At 70.6% G+C, this 19,916-nt stretch carries 16 protein-coding genes; 12 read left to right on the forward strand and 4 right to left on the reverse strand.

The window, feature by feature from the left end:
- Positions 1-21 precede the first annotated feature (21 nt).
- The 8 genes from ACZ7L4_RS03260 (at position 22) to ACZ7L4_RS03295 (ending at position 9,812) form a co-directional block, all read left to right on the forward strand.
- On the forward strand, positions 22-1,131 hold the full coding sequence (locus ACZ7L4_RS03260; RefSeq protein ID WP_472099252.1) for an FAD-dependent oxidoreductase: 1,110 nt from the start codon (positions 22-24) through the stop codon (positions 1,129-1,131).
- 5 nt (positions 1,132-1,136) lie between these two features.
- On the forward strand, positions 1,137-2,060 hold the full coding sequence (locus tag ACZ7L4_RS03265; RefSeq protein WP_472099253.1) for an alpha/beta hydrolase: 924 nt from the start codon (positions 1,137-1,139) through the stop codon (positions 2,058-2,060).
- A gap of 8 nt (positions 2,061-2,068) precedes the next feature.
- Entirely contained in the window at positions 2,069-3,028 is a 960-nt protein-coding gene (locus ACZ7L4_RS03270; protein WP_472099255.1) for an MBL fold metallo-hydrolase, read from the forward strand.
- A complete protein-coding gene (locus ACZ7L4_RS03275; protein ID WP_472099257.1) occupies positions 3,025-4,764 on the forward strand; it encodes a CocE/NonD family hydrolase in 1,740 nt (579 codons plus the stop codon). Before ACZ7L4_RS03270 ends, ACZ7L4_RS03275 begins: the two co-directional genes overlap by 4 nt.
- 101 nt (positions 4,765-4,865) lie before the next feature.
- Complete coding sequence (locus ACZ7L4_RS03280; RefSeq protein WP_472099259.1) at positions 4,866-6,686, forward strand: serine/threonine-protein kinase; 1,821 nt, start codon at positions 4,866-4,868, stop codon at positions 6,684-6,686.
- Positions 6,687-6,824: 138 nt separating this feature from the next.
- The gene (locus ACZ7L4_RS03285) at positions 6,825-7,820 is read left to right on the forward strand and encodes a LacI family DNA-binding transcriptional regulator (RefSeq protein ID WP_472099260.1); all 996 of its coding nucleotides are present in this window, start codon (positions 6,825-6,827) and stop codon (positions 7,818-7,820) included.
- Between the two features lie 50 nt (positions 7,821-7,870).
- Positions 7,871-8,329 (forward strand): RpiB/LacA/LacB family sugar-phosphate isomerase, encoded by a 459-nt coding sequence (locus ACZ7L4_RS03290; protein WP_472099261.1) that lies wholly within the window; start codon positions 7,871-7,873, stop codon positions 8,327-8,329.
- 124 nt (positions 8,330-8,453) lie between these two features.
- Positions 8,454-9,812 carry an MFS transporter gene (locus tag ACZ7L4_RS03295; protein WP_472099262.1) on the forward strand — a complete coding sequence of 453 codons (1,359 nt, stop codon included), beginning with the start codon at positions 8,454-8,456 and terminating at the stop codon, positions 9,810-9,812.
- A 4-nt stretch (positions 9,813-9,816) separates the two neighbouring features.
- Here ACZ7L4_RS03295 and ACZ7L4_RS03300 read toward each other — a convergent pair whose 3' ends face one another.
- A complete protein-coding gene (locus ACZ7L4_RS03300; RefSeq protein WP_472099264.1) occupies positions 9,817-10,368 on the reverse strand; it encodes a MarR family winged helix-turn-helix transcriptional regulator in 552 nt (183 codons plus the stop codon).
- Between the two features lie 19 nt (positions 10,369-10,387).
- Here ACZ7L4_RS03300 and ACZ7L4_RS03305 point away from each other — a divergent pair, with 19 nt between their 5' ends.
- The gene (locus tag ACZ7L4_RS03305) at positions 10,388-11,323 is read left to right on the forward strand and encodes a DMT family transporter (RefSeq protein ID WP_472099265.1); all 936 of its coding nucleotides are present in this window, start codon (positions 10,388-10,390) and stop codon (positions 11,321-11,323) included.
- Here the strand turns inward: ACZ7L4_RS03305 and ACZ7L4_RS03310 are convergent.
- A complete protein-coding gene (locus tag ACZ7L4_RS03310; RefSeq protein ID WP_472099266.1) occupies positions 11,310-11,846 on the reverse strand; it encodes a TetR/AcrR family transcriptional regulator in 537 nt (178 codons plus the stop codon). The two genes, ACZ7L4_RS03305 and ACZ7L4_RS03310, sit on opposite strands and share 14 nt — an antisense overlap.
- A gap of 72 nt (positions 11,847-11,918) precedes the next feature.
- Between ACZ7L4_RS03310 and ACZ7L4_RS03315 the strand changes: the two genes are divergently transcribed.
- Positions 11,919-12,968 carry an aldo/keto reductase gene (locus tag ACZ7L4_RS03315; RefSeq protein WP_472099267.1) on the forward strand — a complete coding sequence of 350 codons (1,050 nt, stop codon included), beginning with the start codon at positions 11,919-11,921 and terminating at the stop codon, positions 12,966-12,968.
- Between the two features lie 58 nt (positions 12,969-13,026).
- On the opposite strand, the gene ACZ7L4_RS03320 is transcribed toward ACZ7L4_RS03315, so the two are convergent.
- Positions 13,027-14,046, reverse strand: a complete 1,020-nt coding sequence (locus tag ACZ7L4_RS03320; protein ID WP_472099269.1) for a LacI family DNA-binding transcriptional regulator — start codon at positions 14,044-14,046, stop codon at positions 13,027-13,029.
- Positions 14,047-14,219: 173 nt separating this feature from the next.
- On the opposite strand from ACZ7L4_RS03320, the gene ACZ7L4_RS03325 reads away from it, so the two are divergent.
- Positions 14,220-15,101, forward strand: a complete 882-nt coding sequence (locus tag ACZ7L4_RS03325) for a phytanoyl-CoA dioxygenase family protein (RefSeq protein WP_472099271.1) — start codon at positions 14,220-14,222, stop codon at positions 15,099-15,101.
- Positions 15,094-16,527 carry a sugar porter family MFS transporter gene (locus ACZ7L4_RS03330; protein ID WP_472099272.1) on the forward strand — a complete coding sequence of 478 codons (1,434 nt, stop codon included), beginning with the start codon at positions 15,094-15,096 and terminating at the stop codon, positions 16,525-16,527. The genes ACZ7L4_RS03325 and ACZ7L4_RS03330 overlap by 8 nt, the downstream gene beginning before the upstream one ends.
- Before the next feature lie 60 nt (positions 16,528-16,587).
- On the opposite strand, the gene ACZ7L4_RS03335 is transcribed toward ACZ7L4_RS03330, so the two are convergent.
- Complete coding sequence (locus tag ACZ7L4_RS03335; protein ID WP_472099274.1) at positions 16,588-19,809, reverse strand: glycosyl hydrolase; 3,222 nt, start codon at positions 19,807-19,809, stop codon at positions 16,588-16,590.
- Between the last annotated feature and the right edge of the window lie 107 nt (positions 19,810-19,916).

Here is a 19,916-nt window from a genome sequence, read left to right on the forward strand (position 1 = left end):
GAAGCAGGAGAGACCCACCCCATGCAGGACCTGAAAGAACTCAAGATCGCCGTCGTCGGGGCGGGCTACGGCGGCGCCGCCGCGGCCAAGGCGCTGAGCCTGCTCGGCGCCGACGTCACCGTGTACGAGCAGGCGAGCCGGACCCGCGAGGTCGGCGCCGGCATCGGTCTGCGCCCCGTCACCGTGAACCGGTTCCGCGAGTGGGGGATCTTCGACGCGATCGACCGCGTCAGCTCGCCCAGCGAGTACTTCGAGATCCTCACGCCCACCGGCGAACCCATCATGAAGGAGACCTGGCCGGCCGACAGCGCGCAGACCCGTACCCACCTCATCCACCGCGGCGACTTCATCGAGGCACTGCTCGACGCGCTGCCCGAGGGCATGGTGCGCCTCGGCCACCGGCTCGAGCGCATCGAGGACAAGGGGCCCCGCTCCGTCCTCACCTTCGCCGACGGCACCACCGCCGAGGCGGACCTCGTCGTCGGCGCCGACGGCATCAAGTCGGTGGTCCGGCAACGGCTGTTCAGCGACAAGGACCCGGTGTTCTCCGGCGAGCACGCCTACCGCGCCGTCATCCCGGTGGCCGACGCCCGCGGCATGGTCACCGACGACAACCTGCGCATGTACATCGGCCGCGGCACGAAGGTCTATCTTCTGCCGCTGCGCCACCGCGACCAGGTGTCCTTCGACATCACCGCCCTGTGCCCGGACGGCACCTGGACGCCGCGGGTCACCAAGGAGGACCTGCTGCGCACGGTCGAGGGCTTCGACGAGCGCCTCGTGGACATCACGCGCGGCCTCGACATGGACACCGTGAACATCCGCGCCGTCTACGACATCGACCCGGTCGACACCTGGCACTCGGACTCCGTCGTCCTCATCGGCGACGCCGCGCACTCGATGCTGCACCACCAGGGACAGGGTGCCAACTCGGCCATCGAGGACGCCGGGGCGCTCGCCGATGCCCTGCGCGGCGCGGACTCCGTGCCGGAGGCCCTGGCCCTGTTCCAGGCCACCCGCAAACCGGTCACCGACAAGCTGCAGGCCATCTCGCGGCAGGGCTGGGCCGAGGACGAGATCGACGAGGTCTTCCCCGGCCAGCAGCCGACGCCCGCCACCACGAAGGAGTGACCACCATGTCGCTGCACCCCGAGATAGCGAAGTTCCTGGCGGCCCTCCCGCCCGCGCCCGAGGGCCCCTTGGACCCGGCGGCCATGCGCGCCGACGAGGAGTCCCACGTGCCACCCGTGGCGGAACGGCTGCCGCTGCACGCGGTGGAGGATGTCACCGCACACACCACGACCGGTGACATCCCGGTACGCGTCTACACACCCACCGACGCCGAACGCCACGGCCTGCTCGTCTACTTCCACGGCGGAGCGTTCTTCCTCGGCAGCCTGGAGACCCACGACCACATCGCACGCTCGCTGGCCAAGGAGACCGGCCTCAAGGTCGTCTCGGTGGGCTTCCGCCGGGCACCGGAGTCCCCCTTCCCGGCGGGCCTCGACGACTGCTGCGCGGTGACCGGTTGGGCCGCCGACGAGGGGGAGTCGCTGGGCTGGGACGGCACGACCCTCGCCGTCGCGGGCGACAGCTCCGGAGGCACCTTCGCCGCAGCCGTCGCGGCCCGCTCGTACGACGAGGGCTTCGACCGGATCACCCACCAGATCCTCTACTACCCCTCCCTCGACCTGGACTTCGACGAGGAGCGCTACGCCTCGCTCCGCGAGAACGCGGTCGGCTACGGCCTGGAGACGGCAGGGCTCAAGCCGTTCAACGCCTTCTACATCGACAGCGGCGCCGACCCGGCCGACCCGCTGGTGTCTCCCATCAAGCGCGAGGACCTGAGCGGACTGCCGCCGGCGCTCGTCGTCACGGCCGAGTTCGACCCCATGCGCGACGAGGGCGAGCTGTACGGCCGCCGTCTGCGCGAGGCCGGAGTGACGGCGACGGTGAGCCGGTACGAGGGTGCTGGCCACGGCTTCGTCCAGCACTTTTCGTGGATCCCCGAGTACCACCGGGTCTTCACCGAGACCCGCGACTTCCTGGCCGGACGCTGAGGGCCGCCATGACCCATGACGTCACCGTCCGCCCCCTGTTCTCGCCGTGGGGCCGCTTCGGCCTCTACAGCTTCTACGTCGACGCACCCGAACCCGCGATCGTCGACACCGGCATCGCCACCTCGCCCGCCGAGGGCATGGCCCCCGCCCTGGAGGCCATCGGGCGCCGTATCGAGGACGTCCGCTGGATCCTGCTGACACACGGTCACATCGACCACGTCGGCGGCGCTCACGCCCTGTGGGAACTGACCGGCCGCCGGGCACAGGTGGTGATCCACGAGGCCGACGCCCCGATGCTCCGCTCCCGGCAGGCGCACGTCGACGAATACCGCGAGGGACGCGGCCGATACCTCCACGACCGCGAGGGCGAGGCCAAGGTGGCGGCGGCCACGAAGGCCGTCATCTCGGGGGAGTTGGAACCCACCGTGCTGGTCAAGGGCGGCGAGACACTCTCCCTCGGCGGCGATGTCACCGTCTCCGTGCACGCCCTCCCGGGCCACACACCGGGTTCGGTTGCCTATGTCATCGACGGGCAGCGCGCGGCGTTCGTCGGCGACGCAGTCCAGGTCCACGGCGCCGCCAACGGCTTCCCCGGCTACACCGACCCGTCCGCGTACCGCGCCGGCCTGAGCCACCTGCGCGACGAGGTCCGCCCGCGCCGCCTCTACCTCGGACACCCCTACCGCCGGGCCGACGGCACCCCGTACGGCGTCGAGCTCGACGAGGCGCAGGCCAGGGAGGCCATCGACGAGAGCCTCGCGGCGGAGTCACGCGTGGCCGAGGCCGCCTGCCGCTGCCTGTCCTCCGGCCTCACGCCCACGGACTCTTCGTACTCCCCGTTCGCCGCGGCCGCCCACGAACTCGGCTACACCGGCGACCCCACGCTCGAACCCTCGCCGTTCTTCACCTCGATGCACGCCTACCGCACGCGCGGCGAGAACGCGTCACACAGGAGCCAGCAGACATGACCGACGACCACGACCACACCATCCGGGCGGGCGAGCACACCATCGCCGTCCGCAAGGACGTCCGGGTGCCGATGCGCGACGGTGTCACGCTGGCGGCGGACACCTACGCCCGCGCCGACGACGACACACCACGCCCCGCCCTCGTCGCCCTGAGCCCCTACGGCAAGGAACTCCAGGCCCTCGCCCTCACCACGCCCCCGCAGCGCCGCCCCAGTCCGATGTGGGACGGCTGTGTCGAGGCGGGTGACATCGCGCGCGTCGTCGATGAGGGGTACGTCCATGTCATCGGAGACCTGCGTGGATCGGGCACCTCCGACGGCACGCACATCGGCAACTACAACGCCGGCGGCGTCCCCCTCGGCCAGGACGCGTACGACTTCATCGAATGGGTGGCGGCGCAGCCGTGGTGCGACGGCAACGTCGGCATGATCGGCATCTCGTACTTCGGTTCCATGCAGGTCCTCGCGGCGGCCGAACGCCCACCGAGCCTCAAGGCGATCTTCGTCAGTGGCGGCCACTACGACTTCTACGAGACGACGTACCACGGCGGCATCATGTGGCTCATGCCGCGCGCCGCCCGCGAGGGCCGGGGCGGCGACTCGGGTTGGGCGTTCACCGACGGCGTCAAGTCGCGGATGCTGGAGACGTATACGCCCGACGAGATCAGGAAGCGGGTGGCGGAGCGCCTGCGGGACCCGGACGTGTCGGCCTGGCCGAACCTCGTCCACGTCCTCAACTACCCCAAGAACCATGAGGCGTGGTTCGACATCGTCATGAACGAGGTCGACGGCGACTGGTACGAGGAACGCAATCCGATCACCCTCGCCCCGACCATCGACATCCCCGTCTGGCTCCAGATCGACCAGGGCCGCGGCTGGACGATGGACGGCACCATCGCGCTCTACGACACACTGCGCGGCCCCAAGAAGCTCGACATCGGCCCCTACCCGCCCATGCAGTCGCGACCGTTCGTCGAGGAACACGACAAGATGTTCCGCTGGTACGAGTACTGGCTCAAGGGCATCGACAACGGGGTCATGGACGAGCCGGCCGTCACTGTCCACGTGGAGGGCTCCCGCGAGACGGTCAGGGCCGCACAGTGGCCCCCGAAGGATGTGTCACACCGCCCGCTGTACTTCCGCCCGCGCCGCCAACTCTCGTACGAGCCCGAGCCGATGGGCGCCGAACACGCCGCCCCCGACGGCTTCTACCAGGCCCCCCTCACCGTGACCGACAAGGTGGAGATCCTCAGCTGGAGCACCGCCCCCTTCACCGAGCCCACCGAGATGATCGGCCAGGGCGCGGCCCACCTCTTCGTCGAGATCGACCAGCCCGACACGAACCTCATCCTGCGCCTGTGGGACGAGGCGCCGACCGGTGGTAAACGGCAACTCATCACCACGGCCTACCTCAAGGCCTCCCACCGCGAACTCGACGCGTCCCGCTCCACCGAGGGGGACCCGCACCACCCCCACACGCGGTCGGTCCCGCTCGAACCCGGCCGCATCGAGGAGTACATCCTGCGCATCTACCCGTTCGCGGCGACCTTCCTGCCGGGACACCGCCTGACCGCGGAACTCTCCAACAATGAACCCCTGGCGGACGAGCACAACGCGCTACTGCCGCCGGACGCGTTCCACCTGCCGGTGGGTCGCCCGGTCACGCACAAGGTGTACCGGGACGCGGGGCATCGGTCGCGGTTGGTGCTGCCGTTCACGACACGGGCCAACCAGTAGGCTGCGTTTGGCAGTTCGAGTGCCCCGCGAGGTCGTAATTGGATAGCGTGACTTTCCAATTAGTGAGAGGCGCGGCACAGCGAGCTCAGGGGGACGGACGTATGGGGGACGAACTCGTCCAGGCGGACGAGGGGGAGGCCGTGAACGAGGTGCCGCAGCAGCGCGGCTCTCAGGCCGCCGTCGCGGACAGCCGCATCAAGCCGCTGAAGGCCGCGGACCCGCCGCGCATCGGACCGTACCGGCTCCTCGGCCGTCTCGGCGCGGGCGGTTTCGGGAGGGTGTACGTCGCCCGGGCCGAGAGCGGACGCACGGTCGCCGTGAAGGTCGTGCACGACGAGTACTCCAGCGACGAGAACTTCCGGGCCCGCTTCCGCCGCGAGATCGAGGCGGCGCGCAGCGTCGGCGACGGTCATACCGCGCCTGTGCTCGAGGCCGACCCCGACGCCGAGCCCCCGTGGGTCGCGACCGGCTACGTCGCCGGGCTCTCTCTGGAACAGGTGGTCCGGTTGTCCGGGCCCCTGCCTGCCGCCTCGGTGTTCGCGCTCGCGGACGGGATGTTACGTGCCCTGAAGGACATCCACGCGGCGCGCATCGTGCACCGCGACCTCAAGCCGTCCAATGTGATGCTCACCGAGGACGGCGTCCGCGTCATCGACTTCGGCATCGCCTGCGCCGCGGACACCCTCGCCGAGACACCATTGACGAGCACCGGACTGGTCGTCGGTTCGCCCGGCTTCATGGCACCGGAACAGATCCTCGACGAAGGCTCCAAGCCGCGCAGCGACGTGTTCGCCCTGGGATGCGTCCTCGCGTACGCGGCGACCGGCCGGCTCCCGTTCGGCCACGGCAAGACGAACGGGCACTCCATCTCGTACAGCGTCGTCCACGACGAACCGGCGCTGGACCGCGTACCCGACGAGACACTGCGCACGCTGATCTCGCGCTGCCTGACCAAGGACATGAACGCCCGCCCGGACGTCTCGACCCTCCTCGCCGACCCGGACCGCCCACGCCCCACGCCCGGGGACCCGTACCTGCCGCACGCGGTGAGCTCCCTCCTCGCCCGCCGGGCGGCCCAACTCCTCGACCTGGAACCGAAATCCGAGGGCCCGGCTCCAGAGGCCGTGGACCGGCCGACCCCGCTTCTACGCCCGGCCGCCGTCCCAGCCACACGCAAACCCGACGCCGAAGACGACCGCCCCCGCAAACGCACCCGCCTCGCGGCCCTCGTCGTGGTGCCGGTGATCGTGGTCGGAGGCGGCACGGCCATGCTCCTGACCCCGTGGGCCCGTGACGACAACCCGGGAGCGGCGGCCCCGGACACGAACCGCGCACGCGCGACACCCCAACACGACACACCCGCCTCCACGCCCAGCCCCTCACCCTCGAAGCGGTCGGACGGCGGCAAGGGCGAGCGGGCCTCGGCCGACAAGAACGGCGACGGCGGCGCCGGGTCGGCGCCGAACACCGCCGACCCGTCCCGCACTGCCGGTCGGGACTCCGGAGAGGCGGCCGGATCCGACAACTCGGGCAGCTCAAGCGGCTCCGACAACACCGGCGAAGGCTCGTCACCCAGCGCCGTCCCCTCCTCCTTCCTCGGCACTTGGGCCGTCAGCGGCTACGGCACGGGCTTCGGAAACGACCCGCAGAAACTCACGGTCTCCCGGGCATCCGTCGGCCAGAACGCCCTGCGCTACCTGTGGGACGTCCCCGGCGCGGGCCACTGCGAGTACACGGCACGGCTCGACTCCGTCGGGGGCAACGGGGCCCGGATCTACGTGACTTCGGGAACGGTGGACCCGGCCCACTCGGGCAGCGCCTGCTACGACGTGAAGGCATCCACGTTCACGGTGAAGGGCTCGACCCTGACGCGGGTGTACGACGCGTCGAACCCGCAAGGGGTTGCCTACCGGCGGAGCTAGACGCTGGGAGCGCAGTAACTGCCCACCGCTCCAACCCCTTGCCCGGCCCACGCCCCGTATGCGATCTTAAAGTCATCCACCCCATGGAAACGTTTCCATGAATCCACGAGTGAAATCCACGAGGAAGTGGAGCCACGGATGGCCACCATCAAGGACGTCGCCGCGCGCGCCGGCGTCGCGCTCGGGACCGCCTCGCGCGTGCTCAGCGGGAGCAGTCAGACCTCGGCGGACTCGCGGCGGCGCGTGTTGGCGGCCGCCGCCGAGTTGGGCTACGTCGCCAACGGGCCCGCCCGTGCGCTGCGGCGCGCCCGCACCGACGTGCTGGGGCTGCTCGTCTCGGACATCCGGAACCCGTTCTTCTCCGAACTGGCGCACGCCGCCGAGCAGGAGGCCCGCCGGCACGGTTACACCGTCCTGCTGGCCAACGCCAACGAGGACGCCGACCAGGCCGACGCCTACCTGCGGACCTTCGCCTCGCAGCGCATCGACGGACTGCTGTTCGCGCCGCAGAGCACCGTCTCGCCGCAGCTCGCCGCCACCGTCGCCTCCGGTCTCCCGCTGGTCTTCCTCAACCGCACCATCGACGGCATCGACGCCCCGATGTACGGGACGGACAACGCCCAGGGCGTCGGCCAGGTGCTCGACTGGCTGCAGCGGCGCGGGCATCGTGACGTCGCCTTCATCGGGGGCCCCGACACCATCTCCACCGGCGCCGAGCGCCGCGCCGCCTACCTCGCCGGACGCGAGCCGCACGGCATCAGTACCGACGACGCACTCCTGGACTCCGGTGACTTCCTCGCCGACGGGGCCGCCAAGGCGATGCACCGGGTCCTCGATCGGGGCGTCCCGTTCACCGCCGTCTTCGGCGCGAACGGTCTCACCACGCTCGGCGCCGTGCGCGCGCTGCGCGAGCGGCTCGGCACCGAACAAGCGACCCGCATCGAGGTGGTGTCCGTCGACGACCTCGACTGGTTCGAGTTCGCCTCGCCACCCATCAGCGCCGTCCGGCAGGACGCCGCCGAGATCGGACGGCTCGGCGTACGCGGGGTCGTGGACCTCATCGCCGGGCGCGAGGCCACCGGCCGGCGCATCCCCACGACCTTCGTCGACCGGGCGCCCAAGACCCAACAGTGACCGCCCGTACGGCAGTTGTGCACCAGAAGATTCGGAAGGCAGGACAACACATGAGGGTCGCCCTCGGCGCGGACCACGCCGGTTTCGCACTCAAGGACACCGTCCGGCAGGCCATCGAGGCGCTCGGCCACGAGGTCGTGGACTGCGGCACGCACACCAGCGAACCCGTCGACTTCCCCGACATCACCCGAGACACCTGCGAGCCCGTACTCGCCGGGACCGCCGAACGCGCCGTGCTCGTGTGCGGCACCGGGCAGGGCGCCGTCATGGCCGCCAACAAGCTCCCCGGCATCCGCTGCGGCCTCGCCCACGAGCCGTACTCCGCCCACCAGTCGGTCGAGCACGACGACGCCAACGCCATCGCCATGGGTGCCTGGCTCGTCCCGCACGCGCTCGTGCCCGACATCGTCCGCGAGTTCCTGGGTGCCACCTTCGACGACGACGCGGACACCCGCCGCCGCGTCGCGAAGCTCAACGCCCTCGACGACTTGACACCCGTCACCGCCTGACACACCCCGCCGCACCACCCCCTTCTCCTCTCGCACCGACGCCCCCTCCCCGCGCCCGCGCGCACATCGCGCCGGGCGTCCCCTCGGCGTACCCGCACGTGCCCCGAACCCGCAGGAGATCCCCATGTCCACCCGCACCCCCGCAGGGCAGCCGAGCGTGCTCGGCTCCAAGGACCGCGTCAAAACCGCGATCGCCGCCGCCTTCGGCACCAGCGTCGAGAACTACGACTTCATCGCCTACGGCACCGCCTCCGCCCTCTACTTCGGCGCCGTCTTCTTCCCCGACAGCGACCGCTTCGTCGGCACCCTGCTCTCCTTCGCCACGCTCGCCGTCGGCTTCGTCATGCGTCCGCTCGGTGGCGCCGTCGGCGGCTACTTCGCCGACAAGTTCGGCCGCAAGCCCGTCCTCGTCGCGGCGATGATCGTCATGGGTGCGGCCACCTTCCTGATCGGCGCTCTCCCCACGTACGGGCAGGTGGGCGTGCTCGCGCCGATCCTGCTCACCCTGATCCGCATGATCCAGGGGCTCGCGTTCGGCGCCGAATGGGGCGGGGCGATCACCATGGCGTACGAGCACGCGCCCTGGCACCGGCGCGGCATGTTCGCCGCGATACCTCAGTCAGGCAATCCGCTCGGCATCGCCCTGGCCAGTGGTGTGTTCGCCCTGAGTGCCACGTTCGAGGGCAGTTGGCAGTGGCGGACACCGTTCCTGGTGAGTGCGGTGCTTGTGGTCGCCGCGCTGATCGTGCGTTCGCGGCTGTCCGAGTCCCCGGAGTTCCAGGAGGCCAAGGCCGGTGGCAGGACGGAGCGGAACCCGTTCCTCGCAACGCTGGCGGGGGACTGGCGCGGCATCCTGCGGGTCATCGCGTTGCGCGTCGTCGAGTCCTTCGCGTACTACTCCACCGCGACGTACCTGCTCAGCTACATCACCGACCACCACCCCGACCTGCGGCCCGTCGCTCTGGCCGCGATCACCGTCGCCAGCGTCCTCGCCATCGGTGTCACCTTCCTGGCCGGCGCGCTCACCGACCGCATCGGACGCCGACCCATCTACATCGCCGGGTGCACGGCGGCCATCCTCTTCGCGTTCCCCATGTACCTGCTCACCAACTCCGCCCAACCCGCCCTGGTCGTCGCGGTGTTCATCATCGGCATCGGCTTCATCCACGCCTCGCTCACCGGCACCCAGGGCTCCCTGCTCACCGAACAGTTCCGCACCGCGACCCGTACGTCGGGTGCCTCGCTCGGGTACCAGATCGCGGCGGCAATCGGTGGCTTCGCGCCCCTGCTCGCCGCGGCTCTGGTGGGTGCCTTCGGCTGGCCGGGGGCCGCGCTGCTCTACCTCGGCGCGGCGGTGATCGGCCTCGTAGGGATCCTGGTCACGAAGGAGACGTGGGGGCGTGCGGAGCGCGAGCGCGTACGCGGCCTCGTCGCCGAGGAACTGCGTGCGGCGCCTGCCGACGGGGTCGCGGCGACGCGGTAAGTGATCAACCCGGCCCCGGCGAGGGTGTCTCCAGCTGGGCGAGCCACGAGGTCAGAAGGTGTTCCAGCGCCGCGGCCTCGGACGGTGGCAGCGCGGCGAGCAGCCGGTGCTCGTTGCGGATGTGGTCGGTGAAGGCCCGGTCGAAGAGGGCGCGGCCCGCGTCGGTGAGCGCGACGACCCGGCCGCGCCCGTCACCCGTGGCACGGCGCCGCGCGACCAGGCCCGCCCGCTCCAGGCGGTCGATGCGCTTCGAGATGGCACCGGTCGTGACCATGGTGTGCGCGGCCAGTTCGCCGGGAGCGCGCTCGAAGGGGGCGCCCGCGCGGCGCAGCGCGGCCAGCACGTCGAACTCGCCCTCGCTGAGGTCATAGCGGCCGTAGACCGTGCACAGCTCCTGCGTGAGCAGCGTCGCGATCCGGTGCAGCCGGCCGATGACACCCTGCGGCGCGACGTCCAGGTCGGGACGCTCCTGGCGCCAGGCGGCCTGGATGCGGGCGACGTGATCCATGCCCGCACCGGAGGGGACGCCTTCACTGCTGGACGAGATAGTTTCCATGGAAGCTATATTACCTTCCATGGAAACTATGTACCGGTGGGGCGCCGTCGCGGCGCTCGCCCCGGTGGCCTGGGGCGCCAACTACTTCGTCACCCATGAGTACCTCCCGGCCGGCAGTCCCTGGTGGGGCGCCGCCCTGCGGGCCCTGCCGGCCGGTCTTCTGCTGCTGGCCCTGTCCCGCAAACTGCCGCGCGGCGTCTGGTGGTGGCGGTCCGCCGTGCTCGGGCTGCTCAACACCAGCGCGTTCTTCCTGCTCGTCTACCTCGCCGCCCACCTGCTGACCACCGCGACCGCCTCGATGCTGATGGCACTGTCGCCGGCCGCCCTGATGCTCAGCGCGTGGGCCCTGCTGTCCGAACGGCCGCGCGTGGTGCCGCTGACCGGGGCCGCGATCGGCTTGGGTGGTGTGGTGCTGATGCTGGCCGGGCAGGCCGGCGCGCCCAGCATGCCCGGCCTGCTCGCGTCGGCGGGAGCCCTCGCCACGTCCTCGGTCGGCTACGCCCTGTCCAAGCGCTGGGGCAACGAGGCCGGGGTCCTGGCCAGTACCGCCTGGCAACTCACCTTCGGGGGAGTGCTGTTGCTCGCCGCCGCCGTGGTCTTCGAGGGCGGACCCCCGTCGTTCACCGCCCCCGGGGCCGCGGCCCTCACCTACACGGCGGTGATCGCCACGGCGCTCGCGTTCGTCGCCTGGTTCACCGGCCTGCGCCACCTGCCCGCCGCCACGGTCGGCCTCATCGGCCTGCTCAACCCGCTCACCGGAGTGGCCCTCGGCGTCGCACTCGGGGGAGAGGCGCTGACCGTGCGGCAGGCGGCGGGCATGGCCCTGGTCCTGCTCGGCATCGCGTTGGGGCGACCGGCCGCGTCGAGGGGTGGAGGGCGCGCGCCCAATGGTGCGGCGACGACGGCCCGACCACCGGAAATCGGCCGTCCCAACTCCTCCGTTACGACTCGGTGATCGCGACCAGAGCCGTCACAAAGGGCGCCGGGTCGACATCGCCCCGCACCGCGAGCTGCTGGCTGTAGCCCTGGCAGACGGCGACGAAGGCCTCGGCGATCCGGTCCGCGTGCGCGGGCTCGCGGTCGGGCAGCAACGCGGCCACCGCCGCGCGCAGTTCCCCGAGCTGGCGGTCGACGAGCGCGGCGAGGCTCGCCGAGACCGCGGCCTCGGCGTAGATCTGGGCGACCAGCCGGGCGTGCCCCTCCTCGCGCGCCAGGGTGCGAATGTGCTCCAGGAAGTCGCGGACGGCCTCGGCGGTCAGCTCCGCGGGAAGCGCCTGGCTCGACTCCTCGCAGATGGCGGCGACGATCTCGTCCTTGCTCTTGAAGTACCGGTAGATCGCCCCGGTGGAGAGCCCGGAGGCGCGGACGATGTCGGGCATGGACGTCCGCGCGAAGCCGACCTCGGCGAAGCGGGAGCGTGCGGCGTCGACGATCTGCTGACGGCGGGCGTCGAGGTGGGCCTGGCTGACCTTCGGCATAAAAGAATGACCATTCGTTTTACGTGTTAGTGTCGTCGACCGTACCGCAGATCCCGTTCCTGAGGAGGCCCCATGCGCTACCAGACCTTCGGACGACACAGCGGCCTTCGGGTGTCGGAGTACGTGCTGGGCACGGCCAATTTCGGCTCGGCCCCGACCGCGGCGGGCCTGGAAGGGGCTCGGGCGATCTTCGACGCGTTCGTGGCGGCCGGCGGGACCACCTTCGACGTCTCGAACATCTACCAGAACGGCGAGGCCGAGACCGTTCTCGGCGAGCTGCTGGGCCGCGAGCGCGACGACTACGTGGTCATCACCAAGTACAGCGGCAGCCGGAGCGCCGAGATCCGCCCCGGCACCACGGGCAACAGCCGCAAGACCATGATCCGGTCCCTCGAGGAGAGCCTTCGGCGCCTGGGGACCGACTACGTCGATGTCTTCATGCCGCACCTGCCCGACGGCGTCACCCCGCTGCCGGAGATCCTGGCCGCCTTCGACGACCTGATCCGGGCGGGCAAGGTCCGCTACGCCGGACTGTCGAACTTCCCGGCCTGGCGGGTGGCCGGCGCCGCCGTCCGATCGGAGCTGGGCGGACGCATGCCGCTGGTCGGCATCCAGACCGAGTACAGCCTCGCCGAACGCTCCGCGGACCGCGAGCTCCTGCCCATGGCCGAGGCGCACGGCCTCGGAGTCGTCCTCTACTCCCCGCTGGCCGGCGGCCTGTTGACCGGAAAGTACCGCCGCGGCGAACAGGGCCGACTCAGCGCACGCGCCGCGGTCGACGGCGAGGGCGGCGAGCAGCGCACCGCCGTGCTCGACGCCGTCCTCGCGGTGGCCGAGGAGCTGGGCACCGGCCCCGTCCAGGTCGCTCTGGCCTGGCTGCGCGAGCGCGCGGCGCGGTCCGGGACCTCGCTGATCCCGATCGTGGGCCCCCGCACCCCGGCACACTTGGCGGGCTACCTCGACGCCCTGAACGTCGAACTCGCCCCGCACCACTACGAGAAGCTGGACAAGGTCAGCGCGATCCGCCTCGGCGCCCCGCACGAGGACGTGGCCGCCGCGCTGGCCCACGGCGTCGACGGGGACCGGAGCCTGCTCGACGCGCCTCTCGTGCCGGTGGCCTGACACGTCGGCCAACGGCCTAACGGGGCAAGGGGCTTCCGGGCCCGAGGGTGGCAACGCCCTACGCCGTCCCGCGCACCACCAGCCGGTGAGGCACCGTCAGGTCCTGTGCGGGCACGGCGTTGTCGGGGCTGTATATGCGGTCGGCCAGGCACTGCAGGGATCGCAGGGCGATCTGGTGCTTGTCGGGTGCGATGGTGGTCAGCGGGGGATGGCTGTAGCGCCCGTCCTCGATGTCGTCGAAGCCGACGATCGCGATGTCCTCCGGTACCCGTAGCCCTCGCTCGTGCGCCATGTGCAGGGCGCCCAGGGCGAGTTCGTCGCTGAAGGCGAACACGGCGTCGGGGATTTCGGGTCCGTCGAGCAGTTCGGTCATGGCGCGGGCGCCGTCCGCCCGGTGGAGCGCGGCGACGGTCCGCTGCAGGGCGTCGGTGGGGCGGGGGAGTCCGGCCCGGTCCAGCGCCTGGTGGTAGCCCTGCGCGCGCTGCTGCGCCGTGCCGTTCTGAAGGTGTGGCTGCAGGCCGATGGCGGCAATACGGCGTCGCCCGATGCGGACGAGGTGGGTGGTGGCCTCGTTCGCGGCGGCGACGTTGTCCACGGCGACCCGGTCCAGGGCGCCGCGCGGGCTGCGCTCGCCCAGGAGGACGAGCGGGACCGCCGGGGCGGCCGTGGCGGCGAGTTCGGTCAGCTCGGCCGGGTCGAGCGCCCAGGGGCTGATGATGAGTCCGTCCACCACGCGCCCGCCGCTGCGCGTGAGCAGCCGGCGCTCGGCCTCGGCGTCGCCGCGGGTCTGGTCGATCACCACGGTCCAGGCGCGGCGCTGGGCCTCCTCCACGAGCAGGCCCGCGAGTTCGCCGAAGTAGGGGGAGTGCAGTTCGGGGATGGCCAGGCCGATGATCCCGGTGCGGCCCGCCCGCAGGCTGCGCGCGGCCAGATTGGGCCGGTAACCCATCTCGTCGATGGCTTCCTGCACGCGCTGCCGGGTCTCCGCGGCCACCGCGCCGGACCCGCTGACGACGTTCGACACCGTGCGCACGGAGACCCCGGCCCGTGCGGCCACATCCTTCAGACGGCTGCTCACCGGCTCATCCTTTCACGCGGTCCGTGCGCTCCCGGAGGCGCGTGGCCCGCGTCGTACGGGCGTGCGCACCTGGGCGGACCGCCGCCTCGAAACTCCTCACCAGAAGGGTATTGCAACGTTGCATGCATCGATGCAAACCTGTCGCCGGAAGTTCTGCTTGCAAGGAGGCAAGGATGGCTGTGCACGCTTCTGCCGGTGTGGCATCCGCTGGTGGCGCATTTCCCGGTGTCGTTCCCGCGGAGCTCGACGTGGACGTGTCGGGGGATGTCGAGAACCTGTACACCGACGGCATCACGGCGCGGAAGGGCGCCTTCACCGTCGAGTGGGCGGACCGGCTGCGCGAGGACATCGAGACGGCCTACGAAGAGGCGCGCGCCCGGCCCGGCGGCGCCGTGGGTCGCGGACCGAACCGTTACTACGTCGAGATCCACCCCGAGCAGCTGCGCGGCTTCGTCGATCTGGTCGACCACCCCTGGGTGCGCTCGGTGGCCACCGCCGTTCTCGGCCCCGACTACCGCATCGTCGAACTCGGCTTCGACGTACCGCTGGAGGGAGCCGTCAACCAGCCCTGGCACCGCGACTTCCCCATTCCGGACGAGACCCGCACCGAACGCCGTCTGACCTCCCTCGCGTTCAACGTCACCGGCGTCGACACCAAGGAGGACATGGGCCCCTTCGAGATCGCCCCCGGCACGCAGTGGGACGACGAACCCGACTTCGAGCACGGCATGTTCCCGCCCCGCGAGCACTACGCCCGCTACGAGGAGCGCGCCGTGCGCAAGTACCCGCAGCGCGGCGACATCTCGGCCCGCACCGCGCTCACCATCCATCGCGGCACCAAGAACGAATCGGCCGTCTCCCGGCCGGTGCTCATCCTCGGCATCGACGGCCCCGAGGCCACCAATGGCGACCGTCACGACACCGCCGTCACCCGCGCCTACTGGGAGGCGTTGCCCGAGCGCGTGCGCCGCCACCTCGACTGCCCGGTCGTCGACGCACTGACGCCGGTCACGCAGAAGCACACCATCGAGGGTCTGGTCATGGGCGATGCCTGAGCCGACCGCGGTGGCCGCCCGGCGACCCGACCAGGACACCGGAAAGGGACTGGGGCGCACCCCCGGCCTCGTCTACGCCGTCGCCGCCGTCTCGGCGCTGGGCGGCCTGCTCTTCGGCTACGACACCGGCATCATCTCCGGCGCCCTGCTCCACCTGCGCGACGACCTCGACCTGACCTCGCGCGAACAGGAGATCGTGGTCAGTGTCATCCTCCTCGGCGCGATGGTCGGCGCCGTCGTCTCAGGCCGCGCCGCCGTCCGGCACGGGCGCCGCAGGGTGGTCGCAGCCGTCGCGGTGATCTTCGCCCTGGGTGCGGTCGCGGCCGCGCTGGCGCCCGGCGTGACGACACTGATCGCCGCCCGCTTCGTGCTGGGCCTCGCGGTGGGCGGCGCGTCCAACATGGTGCCGGTCTACATCGCCGAGCTGTCCCCGCCCGCGATCCGCGGCCGCCTGATGGTCGTCTTCCAGCTCATGGTCGCCATCGGCCAGCTCATCGCCTACGTATGCGGCTGGGCACTGAACGACAGCGGAGGCTGGCGGGTGATGTTCGGTCTGGCCGTCGTCCCGGCCGCGGCCCTCGCGATCGGCATGGCCTTCCTGCCCGAGAGCCCGCGCTGGCTGATCGAGAACGGCCGGACGGACGCCGCGCTGCGCACGCTCGGGCGGCTGCGGCCCGCGGGCACGGATGTCGCGGCAGAGGCTGCGGAGATCACGGCCGTCACGGCCGCCGCCCCCGCGGGCGGCGGCAGTTGGCGGAGTCTGGGGCAGCGCTGGCTGCGCCCGGCCCTGCTGATCGCCGTGGGCATCGCGGCCTTCTCGCAGCTGACCGGGATCAACGCCATCGTCTACTACGCGCCCACGATCCTGGCCGACGCCGGCTTCGGGGACTCGGTGGCGCTCCTGACAGGCATCGGCATCGGCACGATGCTCGTCGTGGCCGGTGTGGTGGGCGCCATCGCCGTCGACAAGACCGGCCGGCGCCGCACGATCCTGTGGTTCCTGCCCGGTTCCGCCCTGGCGATGACCGTCCTCGCAGTCGCCTTCGGCGTCCTCGGAGACTCCTCGGTCGAGCGGTGGACCGTGATCATCGCGCTGTTCGCGTACATCCTGTTCAACGGTGTCGGCATGCAGGCCGTCGTCTGGCTCATCGGCCCCGAGATCCTGCCGCTGAGCGTCCGCGGCCAGGCCACCAGCCTGGCAACGGTCTGCCTGTGGGGCTTCGACCTGCTCATCGCCATGACCGCCCTGACCGCGATCAACACCATCGGCCGCTCCGGCACGTTCCTCTTCTACGCGCTGATGAACGTGGCCTGCATCGCGTTCGTCGCCCTGAAGGTGCCGGAGACCAAGGGCCGTTCACTGGAGCGGATCGAACAGGCACTGCACAGCCCGCTGCCGTTCCGGAAGGCGCTGGAGGAAGGGTGAGACGTCCGGGGCGGCGGAGCACACCGGCGCCGGCCTGCGTGGGCGCCGCCGCCCGGTGCCTCAGCCGACCGACACCTCCGCCACGGTGTACGGCACGATCGACACCTCCCCGGTCAACCCGTAGTCCTGCACCCCGCCCTGCGTCTCGTAGCCGCGCTGGAGCAGACGGTTGGTGAGGGTCGTTGCGACGATCACCTTCAACGTGTTCTCGGCGTCCGCGAGCAGCAGGTCCGAGATGTCGACCTGAAGGGTGCGCAGGTCGAGGCCGGGGGCCTGGTGGCCGTTGACGAGGATGCGGGCCTGGTCGCCATTGGTGGAACCGATGCGGAGGTAGGCGCCGTTGGACCTGGTCCAGCCGCGTGGCAGTCGGAACGTCGTCTCGTACGTGCCGATGCCGGAGACGTGTGACATCGACGGGTTGTCGCCCGCGAGACGTGACAGCTGCGCCTCCGTCGCCGGGAGGTCCTTCCACGGGACGAGGTGGCTGTCGGGGAAGGACAGGTCCGTCTTCTTCGTCGTGTAGTACACCTCCTTCGTCTCGTGGCCGAACTTGGTCTCGGTGTTGACCTTGCGGTCGCCCTCGTTCCAGTCCTGGACGGTGAGGTCCCAGCGTTCGAGCGGAATCGGGTCCGGGACCCGGACCCGGGTGCTCGCCCTGCGGCCGTTGCTGAGCGTGGTGGTGTACGTGCCGCTGCGGGTGGCCAGGACCGAAAGGCGTGACCCGTCCTCGATCACCCGGTCCGCGGTGGTGGCGACCGCGTGGGTGTGCGGCGTGCGGTCCTTGAGGTCGAGGGCGAGGACGGCGGCCTCGCCGGGCTTCAATGACAGCTCGACCTTGGTGTGCCCGCCGTCGGTGGCGTAGGTGCCCACCGGGTCGAGGGCCCCGGTCCAGGCGTCGATGGTGTGCGGCTTGCCGCGGCCGGCCATGGAGAGGGTGAAGGTGGTGGCGTCCTTGCCCTTGTTCTTCTCGAACTTGAAGTTGTAGGCGAAGGTGTAGAGGACGTTCGCCTTCGCGTCGAGCCGGGAGATCGTCATGATGGTGTCGTTCGGGGCGGCGTAGGCGACGCGCGGCTCGACGCCCAGGCGCTTCAGCGCGGCGAGGGCGTCCTCGGCCCGGTCGACCTCGGCGACATTGCGCAGCTTCTTGATGCGGGCGACGACCCGGCCCAGCTCCTCCTCGCCGTCCCGCGTGAACCGCGTGGTCGAGGCGGCCTTCCCGTACGCGATCTCGGGCCCCTCGTGGGACCGGATCTCGGAGGTGTTGTTGACGAACAGGACCGGCAGGCCGCCCTTGGCGATCGTCAACAGGCGTTTGGCGGCGGAGAGTTCGAGCGAGTCCTGGTAGAGGATGACGGCATGGTAGCCCGGCCCGTCGGGCTGCAGCTCGTCCCGCGTCCACCGGACGTTGGCCTCGTCCTCCAGGAGCTGCGGCGAGAAGTAGTCGTAGGTGTAACCGGCGTGCTGGAGCGCGAGATCGCGCCAGAAGTACGGCTTGTCGTTCATGAAGTAGCTGTTCTCGGCCGGGGTGTTGGCGCGCGGCTGACCGTAGGAGATGAAGGCGTTGTCCGTTCTGAGGATCGCGAGGTCCCGGCGCGGCTTGCCCTGCCGCAGCACCTTCTGGATCCGGCCGAGCATCTCCGTCCACTCCGGGTACATCATCGACGCCGGCTGACGGCCGCCGAACCGCTCGGAGAAGAACGAGTACATGCCCTCGTGCCCGGGCCAGTGGGTGTCGGCCTCGGAGCCCTCGATCGCCGAATAGCCGTGGAACACCGTGCGGTTGACGCCCCCGGCGAACTGCAGGTAGGCGATCCGCGTCCAGTAGTCCATGTCGTAGTAGTAGTTGCGGCCGCCGACGGCGCCGGTCTCGCTGGAGAACGGGCGGCCGTACATGTGCGCGGAGCCGAGCATGCCGCGGTAGACGTCGAGGTCACCGTTCTGCGCGAACGTCTCCGTCTCGACGCCGTCGAGGTACTTCGCGGGCGTCGAGATCTCGTACACCATCCCGTACGACGGCTCGGCGCGCAGCTTCATGCCCAGCCCGTGGAGCCACGCCTGCAGCGGCTTCAGGACGTTCTCCTCGTAGAGCTCGGAGAAGGTCTGGTTGACGTCGTTGCGGATCTTCTGGACGCGGCCGGTGTCCGTGTCGCTCGCGACGGCGTAGTCGAACTCCGGTGGCTTGTTGGAGTCGTGACGTGTCTTGTCCCAGGACACGACCGGGAGGTACGGCGTCACGTCGTAGCCGCGCCGGGCGCGGAACTCGTCCTTGAAGTGGTGGCCCCACAGCACACCGGCCGCGCCGTAACTGGCGAGTTCGAGGGAGTCCATGTAGATCTCCCCGCGGCCGTTGCGCCGCATCGTCTCCTTCAGCTCGGGCGTGAGGACGTTCGCTTCCCAGTAGTCCTTGAGCGCGTCGATGCCGTAGCGGTCGACGTAGTTGATCGTGTAGTTCTTGCTGGTCGACGGCTCGAAGATCTCGCCGGTGCCATGCATCCAGTAGACGAAGAGGGCGTACTGTCCTTCGCCGTCCGGGGCGTCGTCGGGGGCCGTCCACTTCAGCGAGTACGTGTCGCCGTCCCGTACGACCTGGGCGGAGAGGTCGGTGAGCGAGTCGAGGTCGAGTTCGCCGGTGCCGGTCCCTTGGCCGTACCCGGGCGCCTGTCCGCTGCCGGGGCGCGGCTTGGTGATCCTGGCGGCGACGACTCCCTCGAAAACGTTCTCCTTCGAGTCCGCCGACTCCTTCGGCTTCACGGTGCGCGGCAGCGCACCGTCGAAGGCCTCGCCCGCGTCCAACAGGACGGTGGCGTAGTCGAGTTCCTTCGACGCCGCCTTGTTGTCGTAGTCGAACGCCGCGCCGTCCCACGTGAACGTGTCGGGGAGGTTGGCCGTCGCCCAGTGCGTGCCACTGGTCAGGCTGAACCCGAGGCCCCGCGCGGTGGCCTCCTCGATCACGAGCCGCGAGTCGTGCGTCCACTCGTCCGAGCCCCAGCCGTACGTCTTGTCGTCCGCGCCCTCCTCCGGCATGGCGAGGAACTCGGCGGCGCCGAAGCCGAGATCGGCGATCTGCTTGACGTTCGCCCGCAGCGTGGCATCCGTGTTCAGCCCCTCGGCGAGCCACCACCGCACCTCGGGCCGGAACTCGATCCCGACACCGCCGTACGCCTGCCGCATCCGGTCGGCGAAGGCGTACGCGGAGGCGGCCCGAGCGACGGGCAGCCCTCCTGCCGCCACGGCTCCCAGTACGGCGGCGGTCCCCGTCAGGACGCTCCTTCTACTGATCACGATGACCTCGCAGCGTAGGTGAATCGATTTAGGCGGACGGTATGGGTGGGGCTGCGGAGCGTCAATGAGGTGGACAGGATTCGCGTAGAAGGATGCGGCTGTAGTCG

Source organism: Streptomyces sp. NPDC107575 (assembly GCF_055657265.1).